General features: G+C 38.4%; 22 protein-coding genes and 1 pseudogene. 3 read left to right on the top strand and 20 right to left on the bottom strand.

Translation table 11 applies throughout. The annotated features are described in order from the left end of the window. Positions 1-42: 42 nt before the first annotated feature. The 5 genes from ASU00_RS13255 to ASU00_RS13235 form a co-directional block, all read right to left on the bottom strand. Positions 43-861: a carbohydrate ABC transporter permease gene (locus tag ASU00_RS13255; RefSeq protein WP_057913951.1), complete on the bottom strand. Its 819-nt coding sequence runs from the start codon at positions 859-861 to the stop codon at positions 43-45. After that, positions 861-1,721: a carbohydrate ABC transporter permease gene (locus ASU00_RS13250; RefSeq protein WP_057913950.1), complete on the bottom strand. Its 861-nt coding sequence runs from the start codon at positions 1,719-1,721 to the stop codon at positions 861-863. The genes ASU00_RS13255 and ASU00_RS13250 overlap by 1 nt, the downstream gene beginning before the upstream one ends. 172 nt (positions 1,722-1,893) lie before the next feature. Further along, positions 1,894-3,186, bottom strand: coding sequence for an ABC transporter substrate-binding protein (locus tag ASU00_RS13245; RefSeq protein ID WP_057913949.1), 1,293 nt, complete (start codon positions 3,184-3,186; stop codon positions 1,894-1,896). Positions 3,187-3,555: 369 nt separating this feature from the next. Further along, entirely contained in the window at positions 3,556-3,741 is a 186-nt protein-coding gene (locus ASU00_RS13240; protein ID WP_057913948.1) for a hypothetical protein, read from the bottom strand. 278 nt (positions 3,742-4,019) lie between these two features. Next, positions 4,020-4,859, bottom strand: a complete 840-nt coding sequence (locus ASU00_RS13235) for a YitT family protein (RefSeq protein WP_057913947.1) — start codon at positions 4,857-4,859, stop codon at positions 4,020-4,022. A 379-nt stretch (positions 4,860-5,238) separates the two neighbouring features. On the opposite strand from ASU00_RS13235, the gene ASU00_RS13230 reads away from it, so the two are divergent. Continuing rightward, the gene (locus ASU00_RS13230) at positions 5,239-6,207 is read left to right on the top strand and encodes a bile acid:sodium symporter family protein (protein WP_057913946.1); all 969 of its coding nucleotides are present in this window, start codon (positions 5,239-5,241) and stop codon (positions 6,205-6,207) included. 296 nt (positions 6,208-6,503) lie between these two features. Further along, positions 6,504-7,760 carry a DUF445 domain-containing protein gene (locus tag ASU00_RS13225; protein WP_082630309.1) on the top strand — a complete coding sequence of 419 codons (1,257 nt, stop codon included), beginning with the start codon at positions 6,504-6,506 and terminating at the stop codon, positions 7,758-7,760. Between the two features lie 198 nt (positions 7,761-7,958). On the opposite strand, the gene ASU00_RS13220 is transcribed toward ASU00_RS13225, so the two are convergent. The 14 genes and pseudogenes from ASU00_RS13220 to ASU00_RS13155 all read right to left on the bottom strand — a co-directional run bounded on the left by ASU00_RS13220 (position 7,959) and on the right by ASU00_RS13155 (position 17,157). Continuing rightward, positions 7,959-8,138: a hypothetical protein gene (locus ASU00_RS13220; protein ID WP_057913944.1), complete on the bottom strand. Its 180-nt coding sequence runs from the start codon at positions 8,136-8,138 to the stop codon at positions 7,959-7,961. Positions 8,139-8,316: 178 nt separating this feature from the next. Further along, the gene (locus ASU00_RS13215) at positions 8,317-8,700 is read right to left on the bottom strand and encodes a hypothetical protein (RefSeq protein ID WP_057913943.1); all 384 of its coding nucleotides are present in this window, start codon (positions 8,698-8,700) and stop codon (positions 8,317-8,319) included. A 287-nt stretch (positions 8,701-8,987) separates the two neighbouring features. After that, the gene (locus tag ASU00_RS13210) at positions 8,988-9,317 is read right to left on the bottom strand and encodes a hypothetical protein (protein ID WP_057913942.1); all 330 of its coding nucleotides are present in this window, start codon (positions 9,315-9,317) and stop codon (positions 8,988-8,990) included. Positions 9,318-9,472: 155 nt separating this feature from the next. Next, the gene (locus tag ASU00_RS13205; protein WP_057913941.1) at positions 9,473-9,946 is read right to left on the bottom strand and encodes a hypothetical protein; all 474 of its coding nucleotides are present in this window, start codon (positions 9,944-9,946) and stop codon (positions 9,473-9,475) included. 238 nt (positions 9,947-10,184) lie between these two features. Continuing rightward, positions 10,185-10,439 carry a hypothetical protein gene (locus ASU00_RS26240; protein ID WP_236712724.1) on the bottom strand — a complete coding sequence of 85 codons (255 nt, stop codon included), beginning with the start codon at positions 10,437-10,439 and terminating at the stop codon, positions 10,185-10,187. A 144-nt stretch (positions 10,440-10,583) separates the two neighbouring features. After that, positions 10,584-10,970, bottom strand: a complete 387-nt coding sequence (locus ASU00_RS13195; protein ID WP_057913940.1) for a type 2 periplasmic-binding domain-containing protein — start codon at positions 10,968-10,970, stop codon at positions 10,584-10,586. 148 nt (positions 10,971-11,118) lie between these two features. Further along, positions 11,119-12,141 (bottom strand): ADP-ribosylglycohydrolase family protein, encoded by a 1,023-nt coding sequence (locus tag ASU00_RS13190; protein WP_057913939.1) that lies wholly within the window; start codon positions 12,139-12,141, stop codon positions 11,119-11,121. A 303-nt stretch (positions 12,142-12,444) separates the two neighbouring features. Then, positions 12,445-12,744, bottom strand: coding sequence for a contact-dependent growth inhibition system immunity protein (locus tag ASU00_RS13185; RefSeq protein ID WP_057913938.1), 300 nt, complete (start codon positions 12,742-12,744; stop codon positions 12,445-12,447). A gap of 17 nt (positions 12,745-12,761) precedes the next feature. Beyond that, positions 12,762-13,196, bottom strand: coding sequence for an RNase A-like domain-containing protein (locus ASU00_RS27085; RefSeq protein ID WP_236712729.1), 435 nt, complete (start codon positions 13,194-13,196; stop codon positions 12,762-12,764). 294 nt (positions 13,197-13,490) lie between these two features. Then, positions 13,491-13,862, bottom strand: a pseudogene (locus tag ASU00_RS27080) (pre-toxin TG domain-containing protein); the annotation flags it as partial. Between the two features lie 207 nt (positions 13,863-14,069). Then, positions 14,070-14,540 (bottom strand): hypothetical protein, encoded by a 471-nt coding sequence (locus ASU00_RS13170; protein ID WP_057913935.1) that lies wholly within the window; start codon positions 14,538-14,540, stop codon positions 14,070-14,072. Positions 14,541-14,552: 12 nt separating this feature from the next. After that, positions 14,553-16,445, bottom strand: a complete 1,893-nt coding sequence (locus ASU00_RS13165; protein ID WP_057913934.1) for a ribonuclease YeeF family protein — start codon at positions 16,443-16,445, stop codon at positions 14,553-14,555. After that, positions 16,442-16,732: a YwqI/YxiC family protein gene (locus tag ASU00_RS13160; RefSeq protein WP_057913933.1), complete on the bottom strand. Its 291-nt coding sequence runs from the start codon at positions 16,730-16,732 to the stop codon at positions 16,442-16,444. Before ASU00_RS13160 ends, ASU00_RS13165 begins: the two co-directional genes overlap by 4 nt. Further along, the gene (locus ASU00_RS13155; protein ID WP_057913932.1) at positions 16,732-17,157 is read right to left on the bottom strand and encodes a YwqH-like family protein; all 426 of its coding nucleotides are present in this window, start codon (positions 17,155-17,157) and stop codon (positions 16,732-16,734) included. Before ASU00_RS13155 ends, ASU00_RS13160 begins: the two co-directional genes overlap by 1 nt. A gap of 272 nt (positions 17,158-17,429) precedes the next feature. On the opposite strand from ASU00_RS13155, the gene ASU00_RS13150 reads away from it, so the two are divergent. Next, positions 17,430-17,726 (top strand): DUF3892 domain-containing protein, encoded by a 297-nt coding sequence (locus ASU00_RS13150; protein WP_057913931.1) that lies wholly within the window; start codon positions 17,430-17,432, stop codon positions 17,724-17,726. Positions 17,727-17,813: 87 nt separating this feature from the next. Here ASU00_RS13150 and ASU00_RS13145 read toward each other — a convergent pair whose 3' ends face one another. Next, positions 17,814-18,626 carry a hypothetical protein gene (locus ASU00_RS13145; RefSeq protein WP_057913930.1) on the bottom strand — a complete coding sequence of 271 codons (813 nt, stop codon included), beginning with the start codon at positions 18,624-18,626 and terminating at the stop codon, positions 17,814-17,816. Positions 18,627-18,664: the final 38 nt, after the last annotated feature.

Below are 18,664 nucleotides of genomic sequence, written 5' to 3'. Positions count from 1 at the left end.
CCGTTCACCGCATATGGTTTAATATTCCCTACATTTAAATAGTTATTTAACGGCTCCATCTGCAATCCCTTTAATAATTTGCCTCTGAGCAAAAAAGTACGCAATGATGACTGGAATGATCGATAAAGTTAAGCCAGCCAAGGCAAGGTGCCATTGTTTCGTATATTGCCCGAAAAAGAAGAACAGTTTAAGCGGAATGGTCTCTGACCCCGCGCCACCTATAACAAGCGATGGAAGCAAGTAGTCATTCCATATCCAGATGACATTCAAGATCCCAACTGTAATGGACATCGGCTTCAATAGCGGGAAAATGATATACCAAAATACTTGAAATCGGTTTGCACCATCTATTTTTGCCGCCTCATCAAGCGAGAGCGGAATTCCCTTCAAGGTACCATGATAAAGGAATATCGAGAGGCTGCAGCCAAAACCTAAATACATGAAAATCAACCCCGCCTTGTTCAACATCCCAAACTGTCCGAATTGGGCAACAAGCGGTATCATCACAGACTGAAACGGAATCAGCATCGCTGCCACAAACACAAAGAACAGCAAGGAGCTTATTTTACTTTTGTTTCGCGAAAGTGCATATGCTGCCATCGCCGAGAAGATAATGATGATGACGACGCTCACACCCGATATCAGTAATGAGTTGAATAAAGTCCTAAGGAAATCCAATTGCTCGTAAGCTTGCCTGAAGTTTTCGAATGTCCAGGTTTCAGGCAGCCCCAATGTATCAGCAAAAATATCCCGTTTCATTTTAAAGGCATTGACAAGCATTAAATAAAACGGAGTGAGCCATAGTAAGGCCAAAATGAATCCAACGAATCCAATCAACCATAATTTCCATTTTCCCCTCATTACAGCTCAACCTCCCTTTTCTTATTGATATAAACTTGTGTCAGCGAAACGACCGCCACAATTATGAAAAAGATAACGGCTTTTGCCTGTGCATAGGCCATGTCATTTTCCGTGAAAGCGGATCTCACAATATTCATCGCGACCATTTCAGTAGAATTATAAGGAGCACCGTTCGTCAAAGAGAGATTTTGATCATAGATTTTGAACGAATGGGACAGCGTCAAAAACAAACTGACGGTAAATGCCGGTGCCACAAGCGGAAAGGTTATATGACGGAAGCGCTGGAAGCTGTTTGCTCCATCAATCTTTGCCGCTTCAATCAAGTCTTCAGGAACAGCCTGTAGATAGGCGATGTAGATGATCATGATGTATCCGGCCATTTGCCAAGATGTTAATATAATCAATCCCCAAAAACCTGTATCAGTCGTTGAAAGCCAACCATTAAATGCTTCAATGCCTGTTAGATCTCCAATCGCACCGAAAACTTTAATGAATATGAACTGCCAAATAAAACCGAGAATCAAGCCGCCAATTAAATTAGGCATAAAGAAAACTGTCCGAAGTATATTGCTAGATTTGAGCTTGGATGTCACGATAAGGGCCAAACTCAAGCCAATGATATTGATGACTACAATTGCTGCAACGGAAAACTTAATCGTGAACCAAAATGTATCTAGGAATCCTTTATCGGTGAACAGATCCATATAATTCTTGAGCCCGATGAAGTCCGGGGTACCAAGACCGTTCCAATCCGTAAAGGAATAATAAAATCCGTAAATGAGCGGCACGATCACCACCAAAATGAGTGCTGCAAGAACAGGTGTTAAAAACAGCCAATATGCGGCATCCCGATTTCTCAACGAAACCGACCTCCTTATGAAAGAAATATTGTAGAAAAAAGGGTCTATAGCTTTAATGAAATTAGTGATAGAAAAGCTTATTGAAGCAATTCCCAAAGCGACTTGTCCTAAATCAGGAACAACCAATCGACATGGTTTTCATGTCGACTGGTCTTTTGCCAATGCTCCACAATTATTTACTTTGGATTTTCTCCCAATTTTCAATATTCTGTTGCACTAGTTCTTCCCACGTCAACTTACCAGTTACGTATTTTTGGACGCTTGCACCAAGATCATCATTCCAACCAACAGGATATCCGTTAAATACCCAACCAGTCGTGTTTCCATCTTGGGAATATTTATAGATTTCCTTAGAGATTGGATCGGCGATTTTTTCAACATCATATCCTTCATAAGCAGGAATGAACTTGAAGTCTTCCAAAACGGCTTTTTTACCTTTGTCAGATGTATACATCCAATCTAGGAACTTCTGCGCTTCTTTCTGTAACTTTTCATCCGCTTTTTTGTTCACTGCCCAATAGTTAGGTACCCCGACAGGCATGCCCATAGCTTTTTCGCCATTAGGAATCGGGATGATGCCAATTCCTTTTTCCGCTAGCTCAGGATCCATTTCATAGACGGTGTTATACACCCAGTTTCCTTGCTGAATGATTGCAACCTTTTCTAGGGAGAATAATTCCTCCACTTGTTGGGAGTAATCAAGACTTGCTGTCGGCTGGACGGAATATTTATTTTGGATATCAACAAGTTGTTTGAACTTATCACCATCCGTGAATTTAACCGTCGGGGACTTGCTTGCTTCCAATACATTTCCATCGAACTCCGGTGCTAAAAACACACTGGATAAATGATTTCCTGTCACCCACTTTTCCTTTGCCGGATAAGCGAAAACTGAATCAAGTTTCAATTTAGCCTTCTTGGAATCTATTTTCTTGACTGCTGCCTCCAGGGCTGAATAGCTTTTAATTTCTTCAGCCTTGATTCCAGCTTCTTTAAAGATCCGTTTGTTATAAATCAAGCCATAACCTTCTTGGTTGAATGGCAGTCCAAGAACTTGCCCGTCCTCTTTCACCCCATCCAAAGTACCATCAAGGGCTGCTCCCGCTGCCTTCGTATCCTTTAAATCTAATAATCTATCTTTATATTGTGCGACATCAACAGGCCCACCAATGTTAAAAACAGTTGGTTCTTCACCAGAAGCGAATTTTGCGGTAAGAGCTGATTTGTAATCATTTCCACCGCCGACTGTCGATACCTTGATCTTTACACCAGGATTTTCTTTTTCATACTGCTTGGCCAATGTTTCGAATTGAGACTTGAATTCTACCTTGAATTGAAATATATCAACTGTCAAATCATCCTTAGAGCCGCCGTCCCCACCGGTGGAAGAAGAACATCCAGCCAGAATCACACTAAATATCAATAAAACAGAAAAGATTCCCCCGTACCATTTTTTACGCTTCATACCTACCGACTCTCCCTTTTTCATAAAATTCATGCAATTTTAAGAAAACGTTTGCATAAAAAAAGAAAATAAAAATCTTTCAATTTACCATATTACAGTTCTATCACCACTCTTTTTCATCACCTCCTCACATAATCACTTTGCAAACGTTTTCAATTATGTGCTTTATATTACCACCTAATCCTATTCTTTACAACGAATTTGTAGTTTATTGTCAAAAAAGGTTTTGAGAAATCTTTCTCAAACTCATTATATGATTCAGAAGCCTGCAAATATTCCTATATGTGTGATAATTATAAATAATCTTTCATCCATTTGCATTATGTAGTTTCTACCAAAAAAAAAGGGCAACCAAATGGTCGCCCTCATTCACTTCAATACCATCTTCACATTGCTAGATCCATATTCATCTTTCAGTTCATAATATTTATCGCTCGCTTGTCCAAATTCTTCAAACACACCACTGATGATCAATTCATTCGTATCCTTATCAACTACACTGTACTTGATATTGCTTTTGCCCAGCTTCCTGTCGTCCACTTTGAAAAGGATCATCTTGGACACCTCCATATTTAATGGCTGCATTCCCCAGGATGTGACTTCTATCTTACATAATATAACAAATTATTCTGAATATATAGTTTTGCTGCAAAATATTATTATACTTTCAGACTGTAATAACCTCGAACGTGTGAAAAGCGAGCCAAACAGTTTGGTTCGATTCCATTATAGTTCCTAAAAAGCATGACTAGTAACAGCAGCAGATCCAATTAGAAAATCAAAAAGGGTTTCGGAAGGGAGATGATTCCGGAACCCTTTTAACTAGTTTCCATTCAGGACTTCGAAATATCGAGGAATCCTTCACCAAATACGTCACGAACATCGTGAATGGCAATAAAAGCATTGCTATCAGTAGCCTTCACGATTCTTTTTAGCTTGAGCACTTCCTGTTTGCTGATAACGATATATAAAATATCCTTGGATGCTTTTGTATAGTAGCCATGACCACTAAAAACGGTTACCCCTCTGTCCATCAATACGGTTACTTGACTCGCAATCTGGTCCGCTTCATTTGATATGATGGTAATCGCTTTTTTCGGGTTCAAGCCCTCAATGATGAACTCCATCGTTTTCGTTCCAATATAAAGCATTAGGATTGTAAGCATAAGACCTTCTGCGCCAATGATGAAATAAGATGAGAACGCAACGATTAAATCGAAAAACAGAAGTCCATAACTTAAGCTCCATCCTAAATATTTATTCGTGATTCTAGCCAAGATCGTTGTACCCGCTGTCGTGCCCCCAACCCGAATGATCATCCCAATTCCGGCGCCGGCAAACACTCCGCCAAATATCGCATTGATGACAATTTCATCGGAGGATATAGTCCAGCTCTCCGTTAAATGAAGAAAAAGTGAGTTGAATGCGACCGCAACAATTGTATAAATGGTCGTGATCTTCGACAAATATCTATAACCGACAACGAGCAGGAAAGCGTTAATGATCAAGCTTAAAAGCCCAGGTGACCATTCAAAAAGATAAAACAAAATGATGGTTATCCCCGTGACTCCTCCCTCACCGAGTTCATTGGGTATAACGAAAAGGTTTATTGCCAAGGCGAATATAAAGGCCCCTACTACTATAAAGAAAACATCTAAAGAAATCTTTTTCATGGTTATTACCTTCCTTTAAGTATGGTTAATGTGAAATGATAGGTTCTTTTCACTGCTCTATAGTACCATGGAAATCCACTTATTCCTTTAAAGATTTTTCTTTTCATTTGCATTTGACCCACCATCGGAGGTATCCATTCATAACGGAAATCATGCATGTACAAATAAGGCTGCCATCCTGCTGATTTAACGGGAATACACCCATATTTTTATCTTTACCAATCTACTTATCCAAGATTCACGCTTTTTTCAGGTCAGGATTTGCAAAAACCTGGACATCTTTAATATTGAACATTGCTGAACATTTGGTAAAAGGGGTTTTAAATATTCTGAATATAAACTATAATTGATTTATTTTTAAAACATCAAGGAGGTCAATATGGGTTTAGTAGAGAAAGTCAGCACATTTGCCGGTAAAACATTTACGATATGGGTCATGGTATTTGCCGTTATTGCGTATATCTTCCCTAATCACTTTACATGGCTCGGGGCATATATCATCCCTTTATTAGGGATTGTCATGTTTGGCATGGGGCTTACATTGTCCGCAGCGGATTTTAAAGAAGTTTTTCGGCGGCCGAAAGAGGTGGCCCTTGGGGTGGCAGGACACTTCATCATTATGCCGTTATTGGCTTTTGCCTTAGCAATCGGGTTCGATTTACCGAAAGAAGTCGCTGTTGGCGTCATTCTGGTCGGGTGCTGCCCTAGTGGGACAGCTTCTAATGTCATGGTGTTTCTTGCGCGAGGTAATGTTGCGCTTGCGGTTGCCATTGCTTCCGTTTCCACCATTCTGGCTCCTATCGTCACCCCGCTTCTCATTCTGCTCTTGGCAAGTAAGTGGGTTAACATTAGCGTTGGATCATTATTCCTTTCCATCATTCAAGTCGTCATTATCCCGCTCCTGCTTGGATTCATCGTTAAGAAGTTTTTCGGAAAACAGGCAGAGGCTGGTGCAAAGGCTTTGCCACTAGTATCCGTCATTTCCATCGTTTTGATCGTATCTGCCGTCGTGGCAGGCAGTCAAGCCCAACTGGCTAAAACGGGCTTAATGATTTTTGCAGTCGTTGTGCTTCATAATGTTCTTGGGTTTATTCTCGGCTTTTTCTTTGCTCGCTTGTGCGGGATGGATTTAGCGAAACAAAAAGCTGTTGCCATGGAGGTCGGCATGCAGAATTCCGGCTTGGGTGTAGCTATCGCAACAGCCCATTTCTCGCCATTGGCCGCTGTACCTAGTGCCATTTTCAGCGTTTGGCACAATATATCTGGTTCCGTTCTTGCCTATATTTTCAGTCGCATGAAAGATAGAAAAAAAGAAGAAAAAGATAACCCGCTAAAAATAGGCGTTTAATCACGGTGCACGAACATACTATTAATGGATCAAGCCGATTGCGTAAATCGGTTTTTTTTGTGTGGAAAACGTAATATTCAATCATGATATAGTGTTGCTAGTGGCGTTCGACTACGATTATTGGCGGCTGCTACATAATATTCGAGCTGCTTTTTTCCGCAATTCATGAACTTACTGCCTTTGTTGTGGGTATTTTTTTGAACTACCTGCTATACTACTAAATAAAAGTAAGTCATAAAACACGCTGATAATTCAATAATCGTAACGGAATATCATGTTAAGGATGAGGGAATATAATGTCACCAAAAACAAAATCGTCAAGAAAAATAGCTCGGTATTCATTAATGGTCATGGGAGTTGGATATATTGCAACGATTCCATTTCAAGGTTCCTTGCCGTTGGATTTGTTACACGGCGGGTTCGAGGCAGGACTTGTTGGGGGCTTGGCAGATTGGTTTGCCGTCACTGCACTATTCCGCCATCCACTTGGAATCCCAATCCCCCATACAGCTCTTTTGCCCAACAATCGGAACAGAATGACCGATGCACTGGTTTCAATGCTTAAAAATGATTGGCTTTCTAAGGAGAGCATACAAGACAAAGTCAAAAACATTCCTTTTACAGAAAAATTGATTCCCATTTTAGGAAAAGAGAGTCGAAGTGACACATTTAGAAAAGTCTTGATTAAACTGATTAAGCAAATGATACGTTATATAGATATAGCAAAGCTTACACCTTTCGTCGCAAAAAAACTGAAAACATCTCTTTCTACCATAGACATGAGCAAGATTCTACAGGCGGTAAGTTCACAATTGGTTAACGAAGAGTTCGATAAAAAGGCATTGGATCATGTTTTGCAAAAAGCTGAAGATTGGTTAAAGCAAAAACAAACCAGTCATAAACTAGGCGCGGTTTCCATGGATGTACTCAGCAAAATTGAACTAGAAGGCATGCTTCAATTTGCCGTTAAATCGATTCAAAGTTTGCTTAACGAAGAGAAACTCGGCAATATCATCCAAAACCTTCTGTTAAGTGTCGTAAATAATTTACAAAACGAGGCGGAACCGAATAGAGAAGCGTTAATCTTATACATCAGGAAAGAAATTCAAGGCATTACCCATAACAGGGAACTGTTACAAGGAATTGAAAAATGGAAGGAACAGCTTCTAACAAACTGGGAGCCTGAAGCAACCATAACGGGAAGTTTACAACAAATTCAACAAGAAGCATTGGATTTCGTCGAAGGTGAACATTTCATGGACGCTTATGTAACTCCTATCATTCAGCACGTCCTGGACAATATGAAAGAAAATAGCACAAACATTGATCAATGGGTCCAGAAACAAATTACTGTCCTCATTGAAAATAATCATACGCAAATCGGCAACCTTGTCCAGGAAAACCTCGACAAGCTAGACAACGAAACCTTGATTGATATGATGGAAAATGGTGTAGGAAAAGACTTGCAATGGATTCGGGTGAACGGAGCGGTCTGCGGGTTTATAATCGGAATTATCCTAACCGGTATCCAAGCCTTAGTTACGTTGATATAAAATAGGAGCCAGTGGCTCATTCATTACCTTAAAATATGCAGGGTTCTCTTCTTTAAAGAAAATGAGCCGCCCAAGGTTTTCATGAAACACCTTGGACGGCTTTTCCATTTTCATATTCACGTGTTTGCATCAATGATAGGTAGAACCTATTAATTAAAGCCCCACTTAAAGCAAAGATTCAATTAACTAAGCTTTGAACTATTGATCCCTAAGCCAGCCATCAATATGATCCAAATTAAAAATCAGCAAATTATTGATGGGTCTGAGATGAGGTATCTTTTTATTTAATATTAGATCATTGACTTCCTCTTCGGTAATTTGATAATTTACCGACTCAAGGTAAATTATTAAACTTTTTATACCATAGACTTTCCTCATTTAATCACCTCCCACCAAATTTTCCTTATTCAACATAAAGAAAACTTAGTGCTAGATATTAAATGAAAGAACGCTCAATACTTTATACCCGTTTTTTGAAGAAATAATCGCTTGTTTGCTTTTGGTTTTTGTAATGGAAAAATAAGGCCTTACACTTATAGGCGTATTAAATAAGGAATTATTCTATTGAATAATGTTTTCTCTCCTCGACTATCTCCACTTCATCCCATTCCACAGATTTGGAGTACATATATTTATCTGTTCGCTCAAAATCCATTTTTTTTGCAAGTTCAGTGTTAGTTGTATCCAAAAGCACTTTACCCGTTTTTCTTTCTTCTGATACTGGAAACAGCTCTCCCTTATATTTTGCCATTGAATTTATCTTAAATAAATTTTCTACATCTTCTACAGAGACATTTTTTATATAAATATTATTAAAATGTTTGAAACCTTGAGATAGATCAGGTTGTTTATTACTTATTAATCTTATTGATTTATCTTTCAGTAGCATAAAACTATACTCGCTACCATTATACATTGCATACTTTCCTTTTCTTATCATAGTTTCCTCCACCTAAATCTACATTTTTGTTATATCTATAAATCTTTTATAATCCACTTGATATCTTCCAACCAACACCTCTTGCCCATTTTAAACCTTATACAGTCCATTTACATTTTTAGGTAATCTTCTACCATTAAACTCAAAATCCAATACAACTATGCCGATTCTATATTCTGTAAAGTCATTTAGACGCTACGCCGAGCCGTTGGCGACACTCATTATTTTAAAAGGACCTTAACAACTTATGTTAAGGTCCTTTTATGCAAGAAATACTTTTGATAAAATCAAATGTCTCTTTTAAATTCTTTTAATAAGATATCTTTTATTTCATCTAATTCGTTATTAGCCACAATTCTCTTGTCATAGTTATCATGCCAAATAAAATAATCAGATAAACACACTCTAGGCTTATTTATATCACGATAGATGCTACTCAATTCCATCATAGTTTTACGATATTGTTCTGATGATTCACAATCCAATAAGCATGCATCAATCAACTCAATAGAGGCTTTAGCTTGACTTATTATAAATTCTAAATCATTCTTTTCCTTTGTCAATATTTTCACCAAACGAACATAAGCATCTTTAATAACTAATAATGTTTGCTCCAACTTTATCCCCCATATTACAGTCATTTTATAGGAACTTCATCCATCACTTATAAATCAGTAATTCCCCAAGGCTCTGACACATTTGATTCCCCACCTGAATACACTTCAGCTTGATAAGCCCGCAAAGTCCTATATAGTTATTCCTTTAGGAATTACTATATAAAAATATCCAGCTTCTTTATATACTCTCTAATTTCTCCCCTTGGTATAACCTTCCTGCATTCAGGTAAATCTTCAAATATTAATAGTGGTTTTTTTACCTCAATAATCGATTCTATGTCGTTAAGAGGCACGTCCTTTTTAAAAACAAATTGCTCTTGCTTTTCGAATTCATAGCAGTCTACATCATTACTATCCATACTAAATAACGAAATCTCATTTTCATCCAAGATATGCCTGCCTAATGAATATGGCTCAAACTCTTTACCTTTGTAAGCTACCAAAAACTTTAGTTCAAAAACTAAATCAACTTCTTCTTTAGTCACATCCTTGATAAATAGATTTGTCTTATTCCCTGTTTCATCAAAAAGTTCACGAAATCCTTGTTCAGGTTCATAGGTTCTTAGTCTTAACCTGTCGTTACGGATATTTAAGCGGTAATCCTTAAGATTATATATGGCATATTTCACCTTTAGCTTCACCTCAAGAAATATATAATCCGAGTTATCTTCTTACACGATACGGATATACACCTTTTTCTTTTTATCTTTGAAAATATAGTATGCTGATTCCTGCATCACATGACCTTGGATCATACCATTGTGTAATCTTACCCCATTCAAATACATTTTCAGACAATATACCATCTGGATACCCAATTTGCTCTGTAAGCCATTCACCATGCTGAGATAGTTTTTCTTCATAGTCCTATTGGTTAATGGATGGATCATTTACTTTCAAATTAATTCCCGATATTAAATTATTTTCAAATGATAATCGGACATTAAAATATTTGCTACCTAATTTAGGTGCCTTTAAAAACCTTAAAGAATTATTATGACTATCAAGGGTTATAGATTTAAACATACTTGAAGATTCTTTTGTTTTTATATCATCTAATTTACAGTTAGGAAAAATAAAAACACCATCTATTTCTAACTCTCCCTTTTTCAGATTACTCATCACTTAACCCCCTTCCGTTTCCTTCCAAAAATTCATAACTTATTTGATCTGTAACATTTTTCTTAAGTTAATTTAAATTTTTCATTTTGATAAACTTGTCTCCTGTATCTCTACGAAAGTCCTACTGATTGTTACGATATATATTTAATCTATCGAAAACAGTTTTCGTTCTTCTATTATTTCAACTTCATCTAAATTAACATTTTTAGAATAAAGATATTTATCTGTACGCTCAAAGCCATACTTTTCGGCGAGTTTTAAATAAGGAGTTGATAGAAGAATCTTTCCATTCTGCCCATTAGAAGCTCCAAACAACTCTCCTTTATATTTTGCAAAAGAATGAATTAAAAATAGCTTTTCTACTTCATTTAAGGAAATAACTTTAGTATAAATATTATCTTTATAATGGATAAATCCAAAATTCAAGTTTTCCTTATTATTACTTATTAGTACTATAAAGCCTTTACTTTCAGTTTCTATGAATCTATACTCTCTCCCTTTATAGATCGTATACTCACCTTTTCTTATCATTTTCCCACTCCATTATTTAATTTTCCATCACCAATAATAAACGGCTTCGCTTCCCATTTAACATAGCATAAACGCGGCTCAGGACATAAAAAAACCCTATAAAAGACTTTTATAGGGCGTTTCTTATGATTATATGGGGGGTTTTACATCAAGCGCCATACTCTTCTTTAATGGCTTTATCTGCACAAAAACTATGGAATTTCTCGATTAATTGATCAATATCTTCTTTTCTAGTTATTTTCTCAAGCCATTCTTTAGGAATATCATCCATTTTATAGTACATACCTGCCATTGTTCCTGTAATGGCACCTACTGTATCCGTATCATCCCCTAGATTCACTGCTTTTAAAACGGCTTCGCTAAATGAACCTGAATTTCCTAAACACCAAATCGCTGCTTCTAACGTGTGAACGACATAACCATCAGACTGAATTTCTTCTTGTGGTAATGAAAAGAAATCTTCCTCAAAGATTCTTGAATAGGATTGCAGTTCTTTTTGATAGATATGATCTTTATCAAAATTTTCATCAAAAAGTTTTTTTGTTTGTCTTATTACATCTTCAGGAGAATTATTATAATAAAGTCTAAGTAAAAACTCGACATAAATAATGGAACCTACCACAGAACGCGGATGTGCATGGGTTACTTCCGTATATTTTTTAATGGTTAAGATTTTTTCAATGAAATTAAAGTTATTAAAAAGGATAAATGCTACTGGAGCGATCCTCATCAACGCCCCATTCCCATTGTCAAACATGGCATTTCCGCCACATTCTGGTGCCGGAGTTCCATGTTTAAACCTGATTATAGCTTCACTGGTCGTTCTGCCAATATCGAACATTTCATGATGTGGTGTCCAATAGCCAGATTCCATATACTGAACGAATTTTTGCATTAGCTCCGCTGAATCGCCTTTTTCAATTAAGTTTTCAATTAAACATAAAGTTAATGAAGTGTCGTCCGACCAAGTGCCTGGAGGCTGATTATACGTTCCATATCCCGTTATATCATTAATAGCAAAGGTCCCTCTTTTTTTAAATTCAACCGGAACACCAAGCATGTCTCCAATAATACTGCCATACAGACTTGGTAACATTCTTTTTTTTAGATTAAATCTCAAAAAACTTTTACTATCGTCTTCCCATCTATCTACCATTCTTCTACCTGTCATTCTTTACACCTACTTTTTTAAAAGTACTATTTTGTCACCTTCAGTACTCCTTGATTATTTTAAATGTGTCTCAATACCAACATCTATACTTCAACCACTATAATATTTTCCATTTAATTACACAAAGGAAATCATTTCGTATTTCCTTACTCTTAGAAACCCTCCGTCCATACTCATTACATTTATTGAAACATAAAAAATCCCGAATAAGGGACACTTTTTTATGTGTTTCCGTTATCCGGGGTATAGTTCAAACATATGTTAAGGTCCTTTTATTTTCCACCCAATATTTTTAATAAAATACTATTTTGATTTTACAGCTTCTTTTATTTGTTCTACGACATTATTAAGCCACTGTATAGGAGTTAATCCAATTGCGGGAAAATAAATTTCAGCATTAGTTTGAATATAGTTTTCCTTTTCTTGTTCTGTTCTATTACTAGCTAGAAATTCGTCACAATACTTTACTGTAAAAAGCAAACATTCTTTATTAGCCTCGTTTATAAACTCAGCTAATGCTTGTTCAGGCGTACTAATATCCTGGTGGAATGTTCCACCTAAAAAATCTTCTAACTCTTCTAAGTAATCATAACTTTCGTCCATCTAAATTCCTCGCTTCATCATTTTTCTGGATATCCTGTTAGAATAAAATTACCGATTGAATCCTTTTTAAGTACAATCTTTGCATTTGTAACATTCTCTACAACTTCGGAGTTTCTTGATACACTTCTACCAATTATTTCTCCATCACCCTTGTATCTTAATGGTAATGTAGGTCTACTATTAGGATCAGAAAGCCACTTTTGTATTTTCTCAATATTTTTGGGATTGTTTAAGACTGTATAAGCAACTTTCTCAGCTGTAGGCCTATCTATAAAAGTAGAAGAACCAGTAATTCTTGGATTATTTCTTATCCTTTCTAATAATTCTTCATCAGTTTTCCCAACATGTCTTTCTATCAAATGCCCACCTCTTGACTCGTGTACAGCCAGTCCACCACCAGGTGCAAGAGAACTCTTATTTCCAGATTTAACATTATCTATCCCCTTATGCATACCCTCCCCTGAAACACCCTCTACTTTGCTATCCTTCACCGTGAATTTCTGATAGGCTTCCTTAATTGTCTGCTTTTCCATCATAACTTGGCGAAGGGTTGTTCCTCCTGCGAGGGATACTTGTTCCATACTTATCCGTTTAGGGATTTCTTTTTTACCGATTTCTTCACCTATATTTTTTAACGTGGCTTTTCCAGATCTCGCAATGTCTGTTATTGTAGCTTGAACCCTCTGTACCTGCTTTTGCGCAAATTCCTTACTGTAAGGAATGAACTTTGTACCACTTGCTACTTTATCTGCGACTTTGGCCGCACCAGCCACACCGCCAATCCCAAGTGCCATCAACAGCCCGTTCTGGCGCTGTTCCTCGGTCAGTTGGTTGCCGAACATGTCTTTGCCTGTGACGGCTTCTCCTAGGCCGTTGGCGGCGAGGAGTCCGTATATGCCGTATTCGGTTTTTGTGGAGGAGGCTAAAGCCTTTTGCCGAATTATAGGCATCGAGCGCGTGGTTCGCAGCGTTCAGTCCTTTGGCCGTTTTGTAGATCGCGCTGCCGCCTTGATGGCCCGTCCGGCCCAGCCGACGACGGGGATGAATCCAGCGGCGGCCATGGCTCCGGCGGCGATTCGTTCGGCATCGGACAGCTTGCGGCCCGTGACTGGATCGACTCTGTGGTTACTTTACTTTTCATGTCACCTTAAACTAACACTTTCATACACTCCCACATCGACTATCAAATAATTTATTAGAGCTGTACCGTTCCCCTAAACAATAAGAAGACCTTAACAAGAATTTGTTAAGGTCTTCTTAAGTAGATCAGTCTTTATAATAGCTTACTACATTGAATAAATAAATTTCAGCTCTAAACCGCATAATTAATTATCCAACTTCAATATATAATCTCTAATTGCTTCCTTTGGTATAACCTTCCTACTTTCAGGCATATCTCCAAATATTAATATTGGTTTTTTAACCTCAATAATTGATTCAATGTCGTCAAGAGGCACTTCCTTTTTAAAAACAAATTGCTCTTCCTTCTCGAATCCATAGCAGTCTACATCGTTACTATCCATACTAAATAATGAAATATCATTTTCATCCAAGATATGCCTGCCTAATGAATAAGGACTAAATTCTTTCCCTTTATAAGTCACTAAAAAATCTAGCTCATAAGCAAAGTTCACTTCTTCTATATGTACCACCTTGATATATAGATGAGGATGTTTATTCCCTGCTAAATCAATAAGTTCTTGAAATCCTGGATCTGGTGTATTACTTCTCAGCCTCAACATGTCATTTCGAATATTTAAATGATAATCCTTTTGATTATATGTTGCATATTTCATATTTAATTCACCTCATTTTCTAGGTAACCATTCCATAATATCTCCATCAAATATAAAACTCATTTGCTTTTCACCAGTAGCTGCATCCTTAATATCAAGGATATCACCATCTTCAAATTGTTTAGGTGGATGATAGTATTCTGGTAATACAATTTCTTTACTACCAGTAAACCCTCTACCTGTATATGGATAAGAGTCAGGAGTGGGATCCCAATTTGGGATTGAAACCTTACTTGGGTCATTTAACCGATATTCAAACACACCATAAAATCTATCTGGTCCTCCAATAGATTGGGAAACTCCATCTACACCATGTGTAACTTTATAGGCTGTATTGTTATAATCCAATCTTGCTCCTTCATATTGGTCATGTAAAGTCTTTAATTGTATAGAATCATCTTTAACTGCAGTAAACCCTCTAACACCATTATAATCAGGGTCATATAAGTATTTATAAATATCCTTTTGTGGAATAGTTTTAGCCATTATTGTCCCTTTAGTTGGAATGCCTATTTGCTTCCTAATTGAATCTACAATATCTTCTTCTGTTAAATTTAATACTTTATCGGGATGTAATAACTTTATAAAATCATCGACTTTATAACCATTTTCATTCACTACCTTTTTTATACCATCACTTGTTTTTGAAATTACTTTTGTGGTAGATAGGCTATTCTTCAATTTAAACTTGTGATCCACATACTTAGCCGCACCAGCCACACCGCCAATCCCAAGTGCCATCAACAGCCCGTTCTGGCGCTGTTCCTCGGTTAGCTGGTTGCCGAACATGTCTTTGCCTGTGACGGCTTCGCCTAGGCCGTTGGCGGCGAGGAGTCCGTATATGCCGTATTCGGTTTTGTGGAGGAGGCTAAAGCCTTTTGCCGATTTATAGGCATCAAGTGCGTGGTTCGCAGCGTTCAGTCCTTTGGCCGTTTTGTAGATCGCGCTGCCGCCTTTGATGGCCCGTCCGGCCCAGCCGACGACGGGGATGAATCCAGCTGCGGCCATGGCGCCGGCGGCGATTCGTTCGGCATCGGACAGCTTGCGGCCCGTGACTGGATCGACTCCGGTCGTTGCCCTGATTGAATCATAATATCCCGTGAATTCCCCTGTAAAGGTTTTTGTCGTATCCCAGGCTTTTTCGTACCATGGGCGGTTTTCGAGTTCTTCCATTTCTTGTTCGATTTCCTTGGCTTCGGCTTGTTCCTTTTTGAAGGTCTGATAGTCCTTCATCTGACCGGCGACTTCATCCTTCACTTGATACACATCACTACTCTTGAACGCGGATTGGTTGAAGGTCATCGGCGAAATGGTGCCGTCCTGTTTGGTGGCATCAAGCAAAGCACGGAAGAGGCCAACGGCCACGTTTTCCTGCCCGACAGACACTTCATATTCCTCGACCAATTGCCTGTCGACATTCTCTACCTTTGTCACGGTGTCATCCAGTCTATGCCCGGCGAGCGTGATCTTTTCATTAAAATCCTTTTGGTCGAACAAATCCAGAGGAAGGATATCATCAATGCTGTTCAGGATTCTTTGGAGATCGTTCGCTTGTTCCTCGACAAGCGACTTCGCTTGGTTAATGCCGGTAGAGACCTCGCCATCTAAAAAGGGAACCTCGATCACCGTATTTCCGGATAGATCCGCTTCTTCAAGACTGGCCGGTATGCCCTCCAAAAAACTGATTTGGGTCGTGAATAGTTCGATCCAGGCGTCTGCTACGTCGATTTGCGCTTCATAGAAGCTTTTGATGGCGGCCGCACCCGCTCCTTGAAACTCGTGATCGAGGCCAGTGATCCCCTGAAATTCCTTTTTCAGGTCAACGATTTGCTTCTTTAGCTCTTCATACTGCTTGGCCCGTGACTTGGTTGCGGTCGCCAATGTCTGGGCTTCATATATTTTCATCGCGTAGGATACCCATGTGAAGACGTACGGGCGATGGCTTCATCCTGCTCTTTTAATAAGTCGATGTTGGCACGGGTATCTTCGACATTTTTTTGGACGATTTTAATATATTGCTCGAAAACCTTCTCGAGGTTCATTTCCCGATCGATCCATTTCGAAGTGAATTCCAATTTATTGTTGCCCAGCTCGCCTGCCGGCAAATTACCAAGCGTGACTGTACCAAGTGCCGTCTTCACCTGATCGACTTGCTTCGTTACGGCAGAATGATTCAGTTTGATTGTCGTCATTAAAACAACCACCCTTTTAAATATGATATTTTATTTTCCAATTGATCAATGACGGCTTCTCCTTTTCCTAAAAGAGCATCCGCTTCATGGGCTATGGTGCCTGCTGCACTTAACCCCTTTTTCTCTATATTCAGCATCGTGATCTTTCCCTCAATTTTCTCTTGGTAATCGTCATAATCATCATGAAAGATTGTAGACATGGCCTTGTACGCATCACTGCGGGCAGCTTGGAAGTCATCAGCACGATTTCCCGTCCAGCTTCTTGCCAATTCCGGATGTTTAATTTTGCCGATTTCCCAGAGACATGTATTTTGTTCTTCTTTGATTTGTCGTTTTGCCTGCTCTAACTGATTGATTTTTTCACTCACGTCCGACATTCTACCCGAGATGACCGAGTGAATCTCACTTAATGAATTTGCCTGCACTTAGTAATCACCTCAAACAAACTATTTTCTTCCTGTCATATTTTTCATATTTTTTATTATAAGGATTATAGTCTTACAGTTAAATAGGGATAAATAAGCTATTTATGCTAGATACTCAGGTAATTTGTCTCATATGTTTTGAATGCTAAATAAAATTTGGCATTAACTACACAATACTATGATCCTGCAATCCTTTTTCCCGAGGTGGATGAAATCTTGTTTGCATATTAGAAAACGAATAGTTCACCCTATACATAGGAGGTGTCAAAAACATGGAACCATTTGAAAAAGCCTATGAATCCTATAAACAGCAGGGAACACCGCAAGCCAATCATCCCGATTCAACTGGAAAAGAAGAAATCATCGCAGTAAGGAAAAACGAAGATGATAATATTATTGCCATCAAGACGAACGCTGGCCGTGAACTCGACTATCCCACTGCCCTTTCAGAGGCCAAGGCAGGCCATCTTGCCAACGTTGATGTCTTCCATAAATACGGACGTGATATATTGCGGAGTGAGCCTGATGGAATTTCGGAAAATAATTTGGATCAACTACCGGAGTTTTGATTTTTCGGGGAAGCTGCCTATTACGGGCAGTTTCTTTCTGTCATATCGATGCAAGACCGAAAAAGAACCAGCATGATGGCCGGATTCTTATCTCTCATATTGATACGATTCTGAGATTTCGAGCAAATGACCACAGCACTCAACCACCTCTATGATTTCCATCCATGACATATCCAGCCCCAATTCATTCGCATGCGAAATTTTATCCCGTAATTTGCGGATGGCATTCGCATCCTTCCTGCCCTTACTTTTTGAAGGAATTTGGAAAAAGCGCCTCATTTCCTGATCTTTATGAATGATATCGAACTTATCACTAATTTGCAGACATTCTATTATATTGATATCTTCATTTTTATCGATTCTCCGCCGATATAATTCGTTTGCCTTTTCAAGACGGTCCTCGCTAATCATCGAGTGCCAGTTGCCATCGCCGAACCTATGCAAGATGATATCGCTCAGCCTCATCTCCAAAAGGGTGATATATCCGAATATCAACATCCTGATAGGCGGCTTTTGAAGGTCGGCATGGGTAATCAACTTTTTAATTGAATTATTCTCTAAAACGAACACCCTTGTTTTATTCTTAAAAATACGAAGAAGCTGAATCAAGGGGGTTGAATCCGAAACAAGTTCCCTTGGTGAAAAGTATTTCAAATACTTCGAAATCGTCCCTTCACCCAGTTCTTGCCTTTCAATATACCCGATGATTTCCCCTTGATCTTGTACGGCCATTATATCGAAGTTCTTTCTTTCCAACGCCTTCCGTATATCCATCGCTTCATCATTTTCATGGCAGAACTCAAGCTCCTGGGCTATGCTCTTAACCGTGATATTTTCTTCATAGAGAGTCTTAAGACTTAGGTAGCTGCTATTGTTTTTTTTATGACTTCCGTTTAACATCCTTCACCCTCCACTTATGCTCCTTATATGTAGCCTTC

This window comes from Peribacillus muralis (genome assembly GCF_001439925.1).
GTDB classification, from domain to species: domain Bacteria; phylum Bacillota; class Bacilli; order Bacillales; family DSM-1321; genus Peribacillus; species Peribacillus muralis.
This window is presented reverse-complemented; position numbering and strand designations above follow the sequence as displayed.